We start from the raw sequence: 15,416 nt of genomic DNA on the forward strand, positions 1-15,416 counted from the left end.
CAGTATAGCGGACTTATAAACTTCCTGCAAAGATTTAAGACTATTTGGTATTAATCTTTGTAAAATCTGCAATTGTTGAAGCTTTTGCAGCAAGAGTCGCTAGGATACTTAGACGATTATTACGAACACCTTCATCTTCGGCCATAACCATTGTGTTGTCAAAGAAGTCTGCAATGACCTCTTCAAGGGCAAATAGGCTTGCGATACTTGCAGCTACGTCATCAGATAATTCAAGCTTGTGAACGGCTGTATAAAGGGCACGCTCACTATCGTTTTCAAGAAGCTCTTCTGATACTAAAAGCTCAGTTTCAAGTTTGGCAGCTATATTTGCCACACGGGCCAAAGCTTCAACAGAAGTTTTAAATCCTTCTTCATTTGCACGCTCTGTTAGAACTTTTGCGGCCTGAGAAATTGCTGAAACATCAAGGTTAGTTGACTCGATTGCAGCCTCAATAAGGTCACGACGGGCACTTCCTTCAAGGATTTTAGCAACACGGGCACGGATAAATTCAACAACAGCTGCTTGATTTTCATAGCTAAAGCCATTGATGTCAAGCTTGTAAAGAGTATTAAGAAGCTCATCAAGTTTAAGGTCAAGGTTCTTGTCCTCAATAATACGAACTAGCCCTTGGGTTGCACGGCGGAGGGCATAAGGATCATTTGATCCACTTGGCGTAAGCCCTACTGTGATGAAGCTTAGAAGGGTATCAAGCTTGTCAGCAATTGAAAGGACTGCTCCTTCCATTGTTTGTGGAAGAACTCCGTCTGCTGAAAGTGGTAGGTACTGCTCGCGAATGGCTGCAGCAACTTCCTTGTTTTCGCCAGCAAGAAGGGCATATTTCTCACCCATAATCCCTTGAAGTTCAGGAAATTCACCAACCATGTTTGTTAGGAGGTCAAACTTATAGATCTCGCTCGCACGGGCAATGTTCTTGCGTGCATTGTCGTCAAGACCAAGTTTTTCAGCGATGATGTCAGCGATAAGCTGAGTACGCATCATGTGCTCATAGATTGAACCAATTTTTTCATGGAAGGTTACCTTCTTAAGTTTTTCCACAAGTTCAGGGATCGAAAGTTTTTGGTCTTCACGCCAGAAGAATTCCCCATCTTCAAGACGGGCTACAAGCACTTTCTCATTCCCTGAGATGACATTCTCCAGGTGTTCAGCGTTACCATTACGGACTGCAACGAAGTTTGGTAGGAGGTTTCCTCCTGCGTCACGAACCTCAAAGTAACGTTGGTGCTCACGCATGCTGGTTACAAGGACTTCGTCTGGTACCTCAAGGTACTTGTCTTCAAAGCTTCCAACAAAGGCTGTTGGGTACTCAACGATATTGTTAACCTCTTCAAGGAGACCTGGTTCAAGGTACATGGTCCAGTCGTTCTTCTTAGCCAGCTCGTCAATTTGACCAGTGATAAGGTCGCGACGGCTTGTAGCGTCCGCAATAACAAAGTTATCAAGTAGTGCTTTTTCATAGTCTGAAGCACTTTCAATGACAATATCGTTGTTTGCTAGGAAGCGGTGGCCACGGCTAGTGCGTCCAGCCTGGTCCTCAAGGATTGAGAATGGGACAACTACTTCATTGTAAAGGGAGATGAGCCACTGGATTGGACGGACAAACAAGAGGGTATTGTTCCCCCACTTCATATAGGTCGAGAAGTTCATTTTTTCGATAACTTCGCGTCCTACCTGTTCAAGAACCTCGCTTGATTTAACTCCTGGCGTGTGCTTGTCGGCATAGAGGTAGCCGTTTTCTTCGATTAGGGTTTCAGGATCAACACCTTGACCACGTGAGAAACCAAGAACGGCCTTCGACCAATTTCCTTGGTCGTCACGGGCAATCTTGCTTGAAGGACCCTTAACGCGTTCAGTCACAGCCTCAGTTGACTCGCTCATTCCCTCAACAAGGACCGCTAGGCGGCGTGGTGTTGAGAATTTCTTAATTGTGTTAAATTTGATGCGGTTTTCTGAAAGGAATTTTTCCATCCTTTCTGCTAGTTGATTGATTGAAGGAGTAACCAGGTGTGCTGGCATTTCCTCAAGACCAATTTCAAGTAAATATTCTGCCATTATTTTTCTCCCTCAGCTGTTTTTTCTGCGTATTTTCCATTTTCTCCCAGATACTTGTCGCGAAGCTTTTGATCCTTAAGAAGAGGGAAGCCAAGTTTTGCACGCTCTTCGATAAAGGTTCTTGCAACCTTTCTTGCCATTGCACGAACGCGGTGGAGGTAACCTGCACGCTCCGTTACTGATACAGCTCCGCGGGCATCAAGAAGGTTGAAGGTGTGTGATGACTTAAGGATATAGTCGTAGGCTGGGTGGACAAGGCCTAGGTCAAGAAGTTTTGTTGCTTCACGCTCATAGGTGTCAAAAAGAGTTAGGAGCATCTCTTGGTCACTTTCTTCAAAGGCAAATTTTGAATGCTCATACTCAGGCTCGGTAAAGATGTCCCCGTAGAGTACGCCATTTCCCCACTCAAGGTCGTAGACGCTATCTGTTTTTTGGATGTAGCTTGCTAAGCGTTCAAGACCGTAGGTAATCTCAGATGTTACTGAGTCAACCTCAATTCCTCCAACCTGCTGGAAGTAGGTAAACTGGGTAACTTCCATGCCGTCAAGCCAAACTTCCCAGCCGATTCCTGCACACCCCATTGAAGGGTTTTCCCAGTTGTCTTCAACAAAACGAATGTCATGTTCAAGTGGATTGATTCCAAGAGCTTCAAGAGACTGAAGATACAATTCCTGGATATTCTTTGGACTTGGTTTCATGATAACCTGGAACTGATGGTGTTGGAAAAGACGGTTTGGGTTTTCCCCGTAACGCCCGTCAGCTGGACGACGACTTGGTTGCACGTAGGCCGCATTCCATGGCTCTGGACCATTTGCACGCAGGAAGGTATAGGGACTCATGGTTCCTGCCCCTACCTCATTGTCATAGGCCTGCATTAGGTTGGCACCTTGGTTGCTCCAGAATTCCTGGAGGGTTAAGATGATATCTTGAAAACTTAATTGTTCACTCATAGTTTCTCCCTTGTCGTATTTACTATATCTATTTTTACATATAAAAATCGCCCACTGTGCCTAAGCACAGGGACGATAATATCGCGGTTCCACCCTGATTTACAGATTTCTCTGCCTTCATTCGTGTGATTTTTCAAAGTTGTGAAAACAGCCTCGTTGTACCTTGTACGCTTTCACTGGCCGTACTCGCTTGTGTGGTCAACTTCTATTGTCTTCTAATAATTAACAGTTTAACAAAATTTGTTAGATTGTCAAATCAAATTTGCTCAAAAAGTAATTTATCTTCCTAAGCTATGAATAAATATAGGTCTATGATTTATTTTTTCTTGCGACCTTTTTTCATCTTCTTCTGAGCTCGCTTCATGGCAGCATTCATGGCCATCTTACCCATTTTACCCTTGATTCCACCACCAAAAAGTTGAGACATGTCAGGCATACTTCCTTGACCCATCATTCCTTCAAGTTCAGACATGTCGGGCATGCCAGCCATATTTTTAGGCATGCCCTTCATGTTTGGCATCTGATTACCACCCATGCCCATCTGGCTCATCATGGCATTCATGTCGCCATTCATGATACCCTGCATCATCTGCTTAGACTGGTTGAATTGCTTGATTAATTTATTAACTTCAACAAAAGTATTTCCACTTCCTGCTGCAATCCGACGCCTGCGGCTTGGACTTAGGATGTCTGGATTCTCACGCTCCTCAGGAGTCATTGAAAGTACCATGGCACGTTTTCTAGCGATTTCCTTAGGGTCAACCTTAACATCAGAAAGACCTGGAACCTGGTTCATTCCTGGAATCATCTTAAGGATTTCATCAAGTGGGCCCATGTTGGTCACCTGGTCAAGCTGTTCAATGAAATCATTAAAGTCAAAGGTATTCTCCTTCATCTTCTTGGCCAGTTCAAGGCTCTTTTCTTCATCAAAGTCCTTTTGGGCTTTCTCAATCAGTGTTAGAAGGTCACCCATCCCAAGAATCCGGCTACTCATGCGGTCTGGATAAAAGACTTCAACGTCAGTTAATTTTTCCCCAGTACTTGCAAACTTGATTGGCTTTCCAGTAATCTCACGAATGGAAAGGGCTGCTCCTCCGCGGGTATCACCATCAAGTTTTGTAAGAATAACCCCTGTAATATCAAGGCGGTCATTGAAGGTTTTAGCCACTTGGGCTGCAACTTGACCTGTCATTGAATCGACAACCAAAAGGATTTCCGTTGGCTGAGCAAGCTCTTTAATTTCTTCAAGCTCATTCATGAGGCGGTCATCAATCTCAAGGCGACCTGCCGTATCAATCAGGACATAGTCATTCTTGTTGGTGCGAGCAAGGTCGAGACCGTGTCTTACAATCTCAACTGGACTAACCTCTGTCCCCTCTTCAAAGACTGGGACATCAATTTGAGAACCTAAAACCTTAAGTTGTTCAATGGCTGCTGGACGGTAGATATCCGCTGCAATCATTAAGGGTCTTGCGTTTTCTTCAGTTTTTAAGCGGTTGGCAAGTTTCCCGGCAAAGGTTGTTTTACCAGCCCCTTGAAGACCTGCCATCATGATGATGGTTGGAATTTTTGGAGACTTCTGAAGCTCTGACTCTCCACCACCTAAGATTTCAGTCAATTCGTCATCGACAATCTTTAGGACTTGTTGGGCTGGATCTAGGGCCTCACTGACCTCAACGCCTTGGGCTCGGGTGCGAATTTGCCTTACAAAGCTTTTTACGACCGGTAGGGCAACGTCGGCTTCAAGGAGGGCCAGGCGGATTTCCTTGGTAACCTGAGCAATATCGTCCTCGGTTAGTTTTCTTTTGCCGCGTAGTCCCTTAAAGACATTCTGCATGCGTTCTGTTAAATTTTCAAATGCCATTTCTTTTCCTATCTGTTACTTAATTTATTTGTTACTCTTCATCAATGAGTTGAAGCTCTTGAAGTTTTTCCTTCAGATGGTCATCGCCTCTATACTCCTCTAAAAGTTCATCAATCAGTTGACCCCGAACGATGTAGTTAGAATAAAGGTGAAGCTTTTGCTCATAGCCTTCAAGAACCTTCTCAGTCCTCTTAATATTATCATAGACAGCCTGGCGGCTGATGTTATACTCCTCTGCAATCTCTGCTAGGGAATAATTATCAGCATAGTAAAGCTCAATGTAGTTCATCTGTTTTTCAGTCAAAAGAGCTGCGTAGAATTCAAAGAGGGAATTCATTCGGTTGGTTTTTTCGATTTCCAAGATTCGCTCCTTTTGTAAAATAATTAAAAATAAATATTTTCAATTTCCCTTTCCATTATAGCAAAATTTTGATTATAATAAGAAGCATAAAATTAAAAAATTAAGGGCAAATTATGAAAACCAGAGTAAAGAACCTCTTAACCTATGCTATCCTCTATTTTTTGTCAGTTTTATTGGTCGTAGTCATTACCAATAACTACTATCTGGCTAAGGATACTGATAATCTCGCTGATGTGGCCTACAAGATTGATGAAGACCTAAATTCAGGTATCACCAGTCGCTTTGATGACATATCTGTTGAGACCTTTTCCAAGAGTGAGAATACAGCTTCTGATATTAAAATCCTAAGTCAGGGTGCACAAACTGCTCGGACGGTTAACGGTAAAAATATCTCCGTAGCCATTCCCCGCTATGAAAATAGCCAGCTTATAGGTTATTTGAGGGTGACAGGACACAAGACTGATACTTTTTTTATTAAGGCTATTTTTGTTATCTTTGCAAGCTTCTTCTATCTCTTATGGATTGTGCAATACTTTATCAAGGCCAGGCGTTATCAGATCTATCAGGAGGCTATTGTGGCTAAAATCAAGGCCATCTCCCGCAATCCCCTTGAGCAAAGTTACATCATCACAGAGGAGACTGACCCAATAACTAAGGAGCTTAACCGTTTGGGAGAAAAGATTCAGCAGCGGGCTGAGTCAACCAAGCCCAAGAAGGAAAATCTCTATGAATTTATAGAGCTATTTAACTTTCCCATCTTCATCTACAATGGTAAGGGAGCAATTAAGCGTTATAATAAAGCCTTTGCCCAGGACTTTTCAAAGAGCGAAAGCATTGATATGTTCTCATCAGATAGCGACTTTCTTGGTTTTTTAGTTGCCAAACTAGTTGACCCCAAGGCCTCAAAGCAGGAATTTCACTTTGGTTATAAAAAAGCTGACTACCTGGTTCATTTAGCACCCATTCCTGATTTAACCAATAATATCTTGGTTAGCATGGAAGAGGTAACCAGCTATAAAAAATAAGTTAAGAATGTTCTTAGCTTATTTTTTGATATTTTTAAGTTTTTTATATACAATGTGGGACAAAAGGGAGGATGCAGATGAAAAAAGCACTTGATACGACAGGAAAAATTATTGGCTTGGTTGTTCTAATCCTATCCATTCTAATTATTGCAGCAAACTCAAAAGATGTTCTAGTTTCACTACTTGCCTGGTCAATAAAAACACCTCTGGCCCTTTTAATGGGAGTTGTCTTTACCTTGGGTCTAATTATTGGTTGGATTTTTAAGCTAGGAGATATCAGCCGCAGGTCAGAGAGAGTTCAAACAAGCATTGATGAAGCCATCAAAAATATCAAAGACTTAATTGATGACTAACATGTGACCAACAAAAAACAGCCTTCTGGGCTGCTTTTTTGTTTTATCGTTCTAAAAAGAATTCAAAGCGGTCACCAACATATTGGCTGAGGACAAATTCAAAGGGTCTACCATCTGAAAAATGAGAGGTTTGAGTCAGGCTTAAAATGGCCTGACCTCTTTTTATTTGTAAGTGCTCTGCTATCTTGCTACTTGCATTTTTAGCTGAGATTACCTGTTCACTTTTACCAATCTCAAAGCCATTATCCTCTAAGGTTTTGAAGAAATGATGGGTAATATCCTGCTTGTCAAAGTTTGCAATCAAAAGATAGGGGATACTTGCCACCTCATAGCAGATGGGAAGATTATCAGCATAGCGAATTCGCTCCATCCGTATGATTTGAGACCCTGGCTTAAGCTTTAATTTTTCAAGCTCAATTTCATTTGCAAGAGTCTTAGTATAGGCAAGGACGATACTTTTAGGCGTCTTTCCCTGTTTTTCTATAATCTCTGTAAAACTCGTTGTGCCCCGCATTTTTTCTCTGACACGCTTACTGGATACGTAGGTACCACTACCTGCCCTGCGTTCCAAAATCCCTTCATCAACAAGGGCTGTCACGGCCTGTCTAAGGGTCATCCGACTGACATTGAATCTCTCAGACAAGGTTCGCTCACTTGGAATCCGAGCTCCAAGCTCCCAACTTTCATTTTCAATTTCCTTTTTGATGGCATCATGGATTTTTATATAAACAGGTTTCATTTTTTCTCCTTGTTGATCCTCTTAGGCTCCTTTTCTTCAACAACTTCTACTAAATCAACCTCAAGTTCCTTGTTTTTACCAAGTCGTATAATTCTTTCCTTAACAATCCGAGCTGGAGCATCATGGGTTCCAACCAGATTAACAACGATGGCAAAACCTACTCCAATAAAGGTATCAAGCACACGATTTATAACGTACAAGACTGTCTCTCCATCAGGAGTTCCCAAAGAAATAATTAAAAATGATGAACATGCTCCAACAAGACCTGTATTTAGGTTATAACCATCCATAATTACAATGATGATTAAAAGGGCTAAAGGAACCATAACAAGCTTAATCCAGAAGCTGTGATCAAAATGCGAATAGGTCATGTAAAAGATGGTCGATAAAATCCCCCCGAGGGCCGCTCCTGCAAACCTTGCTCCTGAAACACTAATGGTTGTCCTAAAGTCTCCTCGAACAGCGACCACAGCAGATACTCCTGCTGCCATCACCCCTTGGGGTCTATTAGTAATTTGGAAGAAAATTATAATTAATGCTATTGCAACTGCTGTCTTTATTGTTCTCAAACCTAGCCTAAAACGGCCAATCTGTATACTCATACTACCTTACCTTTAATTTTTTCTTCATTGTAACATATTTTTACTGATAAGTTTAGACTAGATTGGCTTTTCCCTGCATATTTATTTATCCTAAATGCATAAATCCTGGCTATTTTTAAGCTTATTAATCCATTTATAAGATATTGTGTATTTTTTATCATATTTTCCATGAATAAGACTTTTTTGGGCAAGGTAAAGAAAAAAACTTGACAGGTCTTGTCAAACATAATTTTTTTCTGTATAATTGGCAAGTAATATTAATAATTGGAGGAAAATATGGCTAATATTAAATCTGCTATCAAACGTGCTGAATTAAACGTTAAAGCAAATGAATTAAACTCAAAACAAAAATCAGCAATGCGTACTGCAATCAAGAAATTTGATGCTGCTGTGGCTGCAGGAGCTGACGATGCTCAAGAGCTTTTCCAAAAAGCATCTGCTGCAATCGATAAAGCTGCAACTAAAGGTTTAATCCACAAAAATAAAGCAGGCCGTGACAAATCTCGTCTAGCTGCTAAACTTGCAAAATAATTCGGTTTACCGACTTATTTTTTTATGAAAAAGGTTTGGGAATATCCCAAACCTTTTTTGTCTTTAATTTTTCGAAAAAATCGCTAAATCCTCTGGACTGAGACCAATCAAGGGATCTATTTTATGCTCTTCTACAAGCATTGCTGTCAAAATTTTCCCTGCCTTCTCATCTTCCTTGTGATCAGTAAAGGACGGCGTAGCCTCCCTTACCTCCTGGCCAGATAAGTCCTTAGCCTCTAAAGGGTAAGAAGCTTGATAGGTCTTAAATTGCTCTAAAAGATAGGTTCTTCGATTGCAACCAACCCTCATAACAGCCTGATGAAAGGCCTGGTACTCTCCGACCAAAATCAAGCTCTTTTTGGCCCGGGTGATGGCTGTATATAAGAGATTACGCTCGAGCATGCGGCTATAGCTTGCAATCATGGGTACTAAAACGGTAGCAAACTCGCTTCCCTGGGACTTGTGAATGCTCATGGCATAGGCAAGGGTTATCTTATACCACTCACTTCTTGGGTAGGAAATCTCAGAGCCATCAAAATTCATCAAAATTTCATCCTGCTTGCTATCGCTATCCTTGGCAGGAATTAGGTCGATAATATAGCCCAAATCCCCATTAAAGACGTTCAAGCTGGTCTCATTAACCAGATGTAAAATCTTGTCTCCTCGCCTGAAGAGCTTGTCCTGAAATTCAAACTGGAGCCCTCCGTCTAGGGGATTAAATATATCTTGGAGGATGGTATTGATATTAATAATCCCAGCAAGGCCCTTATACATAGGAATTAAAACCTGAAATTCAAAGGGATCATTACCCTTATTCTTCCAAGACCAGGCAATTTGTCTAATAATTTCTGGAATCTGATTACCAAAGGCTTCAAAATAACTACGGTCGGCCTTCCTGTCCCTAAAATCAGCAGGTAAGTCACCGTCCTTTATCGCATGGGCAAGACTTGTAATGGTCGAACTTTCATCCTGGCGAAAGATTCGTTCAAGCTTAATTGAAGGAAGGTCAGCCACCTTCAAAAGATCAGCTAAAACCTGACCAGGACCTACTGAAGGAAGCTGGTCAGCGTCTCCAACAATAATGACCTTCATGTCCTTAGGGATACTATCAAAAAGCCTATTGGCCAGCCAAGTATCCACCATGGAAAACTCATCAACAATCAACAGCCTACCGGCTAGTTGATCAGAGCCTTCATCCAGGTTGGTATCCTCATCCGTTCCGATTTTTAAGTGCCTATGTAAGGTAGCACTAGCTAGACCAGTGAGCTCATTCATCCGCCTTGCAGCTCGCCCTGTCGGAGCTCCCAAGAGAATGGGGAAGACCTCCTCATCATAGGAAGTTGGATCAAGATCTAGGCCATTAATCCTTGCAAAAGTATGGATAATCCCATTTAAAACAGTTGTTTTACCCGTTCCAGGGCCTCCTGTTAGGACAAAAAATTGGCTATTAAGAGCCTCCTTGATGGCTTGTTTTTGTAAGTCATCATAGCTGATTAAAAACTCTTCTTCAACATCCCTAATTACTTGGTCAAGTTTTTTAGGTTTAATTTTTTCTGCCTGCTTCCCTAGCAATCTTTCGATATTTTTAGCAATCCCCGCTTCAGCAAAAAACAAGGAATTCTCAAATAATTTTGTCCCCTCTTGCTGAATTTTACCCTCCTCAACTAATTCAAGGATGGTTTGGGCCAAGTCATCGTAGGAAACCTCAATATTTCTTGCATCTTCTAGTAAATTAACCGTCTTATCAAGTAACTCCTTGGCTTCAATGTAGGTATCCCCCGTCTCCTGGGCACTTTCAAAAATAAGGTGGAGGAGACAGGCCCTGTAGCGAGCCCTTGAATCAGCCTCAATGCCAATTTTTTCTGCCATCCTATCAGCTGTCTTAAAGCCGACACCCTTTATATCCTCCACCAGTTGGTAAGGATTTTGGTTGATGACACTTAGGGCCTCCTCCTTGTAATAATCATAGATTTGGAAGTTAATCTTGGTTGAAAGCCCATAATCACTTAGCTGGGCAAGTATCTTTTCCATGCCATGATTTTCAGACAGACGTCTTAAAAGGCTTGTTTTTTTGGCCTGAGATAAGATTGAATCAAGCTTACTACTATCACTTAAGATGCTATCAATGGTATCTTCTGGATAGCTTGCGACAATCTTTTCGGCCGTTTTTTTACCAATCCCTGGAAAATGCTCACTGGAAAGATAGTTTATGAGGCCAAGACTATCAGACGGGGCATCTTTTTCATAACTTGTAACCTTCAGCTGCTCCCCGTACTTGGGGTGATTGGTCAGCTGGCCAAAGAAAGTATAGGAGCTACCCTCAATCACATCTCCAATGATCCCATTTACAACAATCTCCGTCCCAAGATAGTCAGAATTTGTATCCCTTATATCTATAAGAAGAACCTTGTAAAAATTACTTGGATTTTCAAAGAAAACTGCCTCTATGGTTCCTGTAAAAAATATTTTATCCATCATCTTTCTTCCTATATTTATTTTAACTATTTTGGTTGCAAACAATCTACCTAGACGGTCTTATTCCATTCAACAAGTTCGATTTGATCTTGGCTCTTAACATCAAGAATGGTCAAGCTTGAATTTGATAAAATTCCATCTTTACGAAGCCTATCATGGGGTACCCGTAAAAGACTTTGAAGGGCAGAGGTTAAGGCTGCACCGTGACCAACCAAGAGAAGCTTGTCATCATCTTTAAGGTCCTCATTTTCAGCCAACTCTTTTACGAGTTGGCTAATTCTTGCAATCACATCATCCACATTTTCAGCATCAAAGGGCTTACCGTCAAAGGCTTGAGGATTATTTCTAAAGGCATGGAGGGCCTGAGGGAACTCTTGACCGACAAGCTCTATCTCACGTCCCTCAAGGCTTCCTAGATTCCACTCATAGAGGCGGGAATCAAGCTCTATCTCCTTAGGAGAGGAATTAACAGCAATAATACCCTTGGCCGTATCGTGGGCCCTTTTTGAAGGACTTGACAGGACTTGTTTGAAGTCAACATCTGATAGATATTGACCCAGGGCCTTAATTTCTTCATGACTTTCTTTCAAAAGGGGTGAATCTCCTGTCATCCCTTGAAAGCGTCTTTCCAAATTCCAGACGGTTTTTCCGTGTCTTACAAAATATAATTTCATTTTAATTTATCTCCTTCATAGGTATGGCTCAGCTCAAGATTTGGAAAACCTTGCTGCCTCAAGCAGTCATAAATTAAGATGGCTGCCGCATTTGAAAGATTGATACTTCTTACATGCTCGTCATTCATGGGTATTCTTAGGGCCTTGTCAGGATTTTCCCGCATGAAATCTTCTGGTAGCCCCGTATCCTCACGGCCAAAGAGAAAGTAATGGTCAAGCTCTTGGCTGGAAAGGTCGGCATCTGAGTAGATCCTTTCAGCAAACTTGGTTATTAGATGAAGCCTTCCATCAACCTGGGCCAAAAAATCCCCTAAATTTTTGTGATATCTAATATCAACCTTGTCCCAGTAGTCAAGCCCGGCCCTTTTTAGATTCTTATCAGTGATTTCAAAACCATAGGGCTCAATTAAATGTAGGACGGTGTTAGTTGCAGCACAAGTCCTTGCAATATTACCCGTATTAAAGTGAATTCTTGGCTCAAATAAAACAATATGATTCACAACAAGTCTCCTTAAAAATTTATATAATAAAAAAACTAGGATGCTCGGAGTCAGTCTCGGCAAGCACCCTAGTTACGTGTTAATTTGCTTTAATCATAACAGGAAAGATTGAAACAAACTAATTCATTGGTAATGATAACACAGCACATAAGCCTTGTAAAGGGACAGTTAATTACAATATTATTTCAAAATGTTTTTTTGTGTTCTTTAGAAATCTTTTTTAACAAAAAAATCTAGGCTTTTCACTTTGAAAGCGTTTTAAAATAAGGCTGTATAGACCATAAAAAAATATTTGAAACCGATTTTATATCCTTTGCATGTCTCAGACTTTAGTTGTATAATGGCAATGTAGTTAGTATGTCACTGGTTTTATTAGGATTGTTTTTTTATGAAGAAGTCTTTATTATTAGGCCATGTGGCATACGCCAATATATTTTTAGGAGGAAACACAATTGAGTATCGGAATTGTTATTGCGAGCCACGGTGAATTTGCTGATGGAATCAAACAATCTGGTTCTATGATATTTGGTGATCAAGAAAAAGTTCAATCTGTAACTTTTATGCCAAATGAAGGACCTGATGACTTGTACCAAAAGTTAACTAATGCTGTCGCAACTTTCGAGGCTAGTGATGAGGTTTTATTCTTAGTTGACCTATGGGGAGGTTCTCCCTTCAACCAAGCAAACCGCATCTTTGAAGAAAGTAAGGACAGAATGGCTATTATTGCAGGTCTCAACCTGCCTATGTTAATTCAAGCCTACACTGAACGTTTTAATCCAGATGCTAAGCTTCATGATGTTGTAGGAAACATTATGAAAGAGGCAACCGGTGGTGTTCGTGTTCGCCCAGAAGACCTTCAACCGGCTGAGACTTCAACTGAAGCAAAAGAGGTTCAAAAGGCCAGCGGTCCTATCCCTGAAGGCACAGTCCTTGGCGATGGAAAAATTAAGATTCCACTCGCTCGTATCGACTCTCGTCTCCTGCACGGACAGGTGGCAACAGGATGGACTCCAGCTGTTAAACCAGACCGTATCATTGTTGTTTCCGACAAGGTTTCTAAGGATAATCTGCGTAAGAAGTTGATTGAACAAGCTGCTCCATCAGGAGTTAAGGCAAATATTGTTCCTATTCAGAAGATGATTGAGGTTGCCAAGGATCCACGTTTTGGAAATACCAAGGCCCTTCTATTGTTTGAAACACCAGAGGATGCCCTTAAGGCAATTGAAGGTGGCGTGCCAATTACTGAACTTAATGTTGGTTCAATGGCCCACTCAACTGGTAAAACAATGGTTAACAATGTTCTTTCAATGGATAAAGAAGATGTTAAAACCTATGAGAAACTTAAAGATTTAGGAATTAAATTTGACGTCCGTAAGGTGCCAAATGATTCTAAAGCTGATCTATTTGCCCTTATTAAAAAGGCAAACGTTAAATAATTTTAAAGGAGAAACTAAAAATGACATATGGTTTGATTAGTGTAATCCTGGTTCTTCTCTTCGCCTTCTTTGCAGGTCTTGAGGGGATTCTTGATTCATTCCAACTTCACCAGCCTATTATTGCCTGTTCTTTAATCGGTATTGCTACAGGACATGTTGCACCTTGTGTAATCTTAGGTGGAACCCTACAGATTCTTGCTGCTGGTTGGGCTAATATCGGAGCGGCCGTAGCACCTGATGCTGCTCTTGCTTCAGTTGCCTCAGCAATTATCCTAGTTCAATCACATGACTGGGCTGAATCTAATACAGTATCTCTTGGAGAAATCAACTCAATCATCGGTATTGCTGTTCTTCTTGCTACTGCTGGACTTATCCTTACAACCCTAGTCCGTCTTCTATCAGTTGCCATCATCCACAGGGCTGATGCTGCTGCTGAACTTGGAAGCTACCGTGGTGTTGAATTTTGGCACGTTGTTGCCCTAATGATGCAAGGACTACGTATTGCTATTCCTGCAGGACTTCTTTTGGTTATCGAGCCTGAAATCCTTACTAACGCCCTTCAATCACTACCAACTTGGTTTACTGATGGTATGGCTATCGGTGGAGGAATGGTAGTTGCTGTAGGTTATGCTATGGTTATCAACCTTATGGCTAGCCGTGAAGTTTGGCCTTTCTTCTTCCTAGGTTTCGCCCTTGCCCCAATTAAAGAACTTACTCTGATTGCAATGGGAATTATCGGCCTATCTATGGCCTTCATCTACCTTGCTCTTCAATCATCAGGTGGTTCAAATAATGACTCAAATGGCGGTGGATCAGGTGATCCAATCGGCGACATCTTAAATGATTACTAGAAAGGGGAAAATCATGACTGAACACAAAATAGATAAAGCGACTCGTCGTAATGTTTTAATTCGCTCATTCTTCCTACAAGGTTCTTGGAACTATGAACGTATGCAAAATGCTGGTTGGGCCTTCTCAATGATTCCAGCCCTCAAAAAACTTTACCCAGGTAAAGAAGAGGCTGCATCTGCCCTTAAACGTCACCTTGAGTTTTTCAACACTCACCCATACGTGGCATCACCTATTCTTGGTGTAACTCTTGCCCTTGAGGAAGAACGTGCTAATGGTGCTCCAATTGATGATGCTGCCATCCAAGGGGTTAAAATTGGTATGATGGGACCTCTTGCTGGTATTGGAGATCCAGTCTTCTGGTTTACAGTTCGTCCAATCCTTGGAGCCATTGCTGCAAGTCTTGCTGTTAGTGGTTCTCTAATCGCCCCTATCTTCTTCTTCCTAGCTTGGAATATCATCAGGATTGCCTTCCAGTGGTACACACAAGAGCTTGGTTACAAACAAGGTAGCAAGATTACAGAAGACCTCTCTGGTGGACTCCTACAAAAATTAACCAAGGGAGCTTCAATCCTTGGAATGTTTGTTCTTGGTGTTCTGATTCAACGTTGGGTAAATATCAGCTTTGATGCCGTTAAAGTATCTGAGATTAAACTTCAAGATGGGGCTTACATCAACTGGAAGGAAATTCCTGCTGGAGCTGAAGGAATCAAAGAAGCCCTTCAACTTCAATCAGGTGGACTTGCCCTTGACCAAACCAAGGTTACAAGCCTTCAAGACAACCTTAACCAATTGGTTCCAGGTCTTATGGCCCTACTACTTACCTTCCTATGTATGTGGCTTCTTAAGAAAAAAGTTTCTCCAATTGCCATTATCTTCGGTCTATTTGCTGTAGGTATCATTGGAAAATACTTTGGTTTCATGTAATAAGAGCGCTTTGGCGCTTTTTTACTTATTATAAAAATTGATTGGAGAAAGTAAGTAAA

At 41.4% G+C, this 15,416-nt stretch carries 15 protein-coding genes; 6 read left to right on the forward strand and 9 right to left on the reverse strand.

What is annotated here, in order from left to right; translation table 11 throughout:
* Window positions 1–40: 40 nt before the first annotated feature.
* The 4 genes from glyS to OZX68_05145 all read right to left on the reverse strand — a co-directional run bounded on the left by glyS (window position 41) and on the right by OZX68_05145 (window position 5,246).
* Entirely contained in the window at window positions 41–2,074 is a 2,034-nt protein-coding gene (gene glyS / locus OZX68_05130) for a glycine--tRNA ligase subunit beta (protein WEV61381.1), read from the reverse strand.
* Window positions 2,071–3,021, reverse strand: a complete 951-nt coding sequence (glyQ, locus tag OZX68_05135) for a glycine--tRNA ligase subunit alpha (protein WEV60309.1) — start codon at window positions 3,019–3,021, stop codon at window positions 2,071–2,073. The genes glyS and glyQ overlap by 4 nt, the downstream gene beginning before the upstream one ends.
* A 316-nt stretch (window positions 3,022–3,337) precedes the next feature.
* On the reverse strand, window positions 3,338–4,885 hold the full coding sequence (gene ffh / locus OZX68_05140; protein WEV60310.1) for a signal recognition particle protein: 1,548 nt from the start codon (window positions 4,883–4,885) through the stop codon (window positions 3,338–3,340).
* 31 nt (window positions 4,886–4,916) lie between these two features.
* Entirely contained in the window at window positions 4,917–5,246 is a 330-nt protein-coding gene (locus OZX68_05145) for a putative DNA-binding protein (protein WEV60311.1), read from the reverse strand.
* Between the two features lie 113 nt (window positions 5,247–5,359).
* Between OZX68_05145 and OZX68_05150 the strand changes: the two genes are divergently transcribed.
* Both OZX68_05150 and OZX68_05155 read left to right on the forward strand, forming a co-directional pair.
* Window positions 5,360–6,271 carry a hypothetical protein gene (locus OZX68_05150; protein WEV60312.1) on the forward strand — a complete coding sequence of 304 codons (912 nt, stop codon included), beginning with the start codon at window positions 5,360–5,362 and terminating at the stop codon, window positions 6,269–6,271.
* Window positions 6,272–6,348: 77 nt separating this feature from the next.
* Complete coding sequence (locus OZX68_05155) at window positions 6,349–6,624, forward strand: LapA family protein (protein ID WEV60313.1); 276 nt, start codon at window positions 6,349–6,351, stop codon at window positions 6,622–6,624.
* A 43-nt stretch (window positions 6,625–6,667) separates the two neighbouring features.
* On the opposite strand, the gene OZX68_05160 is transcribed toward OZX68_05155, so the two are convergent.
* Together OZX68_05160 and OZX68_05165 are read right to left on the reverse strand one after the other, a co-directional pair.
* Window positions 6,668–7,363 (reverse strand): GntR family transcriptional regulator, encoded by a 696-nt coding sequence (locus tag OZX68_05160; GenBank protein ID WEV60314.1) that lies wholly within the window; start codon window positions 7,361–7,363, stop codon window positions 6,668–6,670.
* Entirely contained in the window at window positions 7,360–7,965 is a 606-nt protein-coding gene (locus OZX68_05165; GenBank protein WEV60315.1) for an aromatic acid exporter family protein, read from the reverse strand. The genes OZX68_05160 and OZX68_05165 overlap by 4 nt, the downstream gene beginning before the upstream one ends.
* Window positions 7,966–8,241: 276 nt before the next feature.
* Here OZX68_05165 and rpsT point away from each other — a divergent pair, with 276 nt between their 5' ends.
* On the forward strand, window positions 8,242–8,496 hold the full coding sequence (rpsT, locus tag OZX68_05170; GenBank protein ID WEV60316.1) for a 30S ribosomal protein S20: 255 nt from the start codon (window positions 8,242–8,244) through the stop codon (window positions 8,494–8,496).
* A gap of 63 nt (window positions 8,497–8,559) precedes the next feature.
* Here the strand turns inward: rpsT and OZX68_05175 are convergent, their stop codons facing one another.
* Genes OZX68_05175 through OZX68_05185 form a run of 3 tightly spaced genes read right to left on the reverse strand, consistent with a single transcriptional unit; the run spans window position 8,560 to window position 12,145 of the window.
* Window positions 8,560–10,974 carry an ATP-dependent RecD-like DNA helicase gene (locus OZX68_05175; protein ID WEV60317.1) on the reverse strand — a complete coding sequence of 805 codons (2,415 nt, stop codon included), beginning with the start codon at window positions 10,972–10,974 and terminating at the stop codon, window positions 8,560–8,562.
* A gap of 47 nt (window positions 10,975–11,021) precedes the next feature.
* A complete protein-coding gene (locus OZX68_05180) occupies window positions 11,022–11,645 on the reverse strand; it encodes a histidine phosphatase family protein (GenBank protein WEV60318.1) in 624 nt (207 codons plus the stop codon).
* Complete coding sequence (locus OZX68_05185) at window positions 11,642–12,145, reverse strand: tRNA (cytidine(34)-2'-O)-methyltransferase (GenBank protein WEV60319.1); 504 nt, start codon at window positions 12,143–12,145, stop codon at window positions 11,642–11,644. The genes OZX68_05180 and OZX68_05185 overlap by 4 nt, the downstream gene beginning before the upstream one ends.
* 452 nt (window positions 12,146–12,597) lie before the next feature.
* Between OZX68_05185 and OZX68_05190 the strand changes: the two genes are divergently transcribed.
* From OZX68_05190 to OZX68_05200, 3 genes are read left to right on the forward strand one after another with little or no spacing between them, the layout of a single operon-like run.
* Window positions 12,598–13,581, forward strand: a complete 984-nt coding sequence (locus tag OZX68_05190; protein ID WEV60320.1) for a mannose/fructose/sorbose PTS transporter subunit IIA — start codon at window positions 12,598–12,600, stop codon at window positions 13,579–13,581.
* 20 nt (window positions 13,582–13,601) lie between these two features.
* The gene (locus OZX68_05195; GenBank protein WEV60321.1) at window positions 13,602–14,432 is read left to right on the forward strand and encodes a PTS mannose/fructose/sorbose transporter subunit IIC; all 831 of its coding nucleotides are present in this window, start codon (window positions 13,602–13,604) and stop codon (window positions 14,430–14,432) included.
* Between the two features lie 13 nt (window positions 14,433–14,445).
* On the forward strand, window positions 14,446–15,357 hold the full coding sequence (locus OZX68_05200; GenBank protein WEV60322.1) for a PTS system mannose/fructose/sorbose family transporter subunit IID: 912 nt from the start codon (window positions 14,446–14,448) through the stop codon (window positions 15,355–15,357).
* Window positions 15,358–15,416: the final 59 nt, after the last annotated feature.

The organism is Streptococcaceae bacterium ESL0729, assembly GCA_029391995.1.
Classification (GTDB): Bacteria; Bacillota; Bacilli; order Lactobacillales; family Streptococcaceae; genus Floricoccus.

Bases quoted from the DNA above. Each gene is read 5' to 3' on its own strand.
- glyQ (WEV60309.1), bottom strand. From the start codon at position 3,021: ATGAGTGAACAATTAAGTTTTCAAGATATCATCTTAACCCTCCAGGAA.
- ffh (WEV60310.1), bottom strand. From the start codon at position 4,885: ATGGCATTTGAAAATTTAACAGAACGCATGCAGAATGTCTTTAAGGGA.
- OZX68_05150 (WEV60312.1), top strand. From the start codon at position 5,360: ATGAAAACCAGAGTAAAGAACCTCTTAACCTATGCTATCCTCTATTTT.
- OZX68_05155 (WEV60313.1), top strand. From the start codon at position 6,349: ATGAAAAAAGCACTTGATACGACAGGAAAAATTATTGGCTTGGTTGTT.
- OZX68_05160 (WEV60314.1), bottom strand. From the start codon at position 7,363: ATGAAACCTGTTTATATAAAAATCCATGATGCCATCAAAAAGGAAATT.
- OZX68_05165 (WEV60315.1), bottom strand. From the start codon at position 7,965: ATGAGTATACAGATTGGCCGTTTTAGGCTAGGTTTGAGAACAATAAAG.
- rpsT (WEV60316.1), top strand. From the start codon at position 8,242: ATGGCTAATATTAAATCTGCTATCAAACGTGCTGAATTAAACGTTAAA.
- OZX68_05175 (WEV60317.1), bottom strand. From the start codon at position 10,974: ATGATGGATAAAATATTTTTTACAGGAACCATAGAGGCAGTTTTCTTT.
- OZX68_05180 (WEV60318.1), bottom strand. From the start codon at position 11,645: ATGAAATTATATTTTGTAAGACACGGAAAAACCGTCTGGAATTTGGAA.
- OZX68_05195 (WEV60321.1), top strand. From the start codon at position 13,602: ATGACATATGGTTTGATTAGTGTAATCCTGGTTCTTCTCTTCGCCTTC.
- OZX68_05200 (WEV60322.1), top strand. From the start codon at position 14,446: ATGACTGAACACAAAATAGATAAAGCGACTCGTCGTAATGTTTTAATT.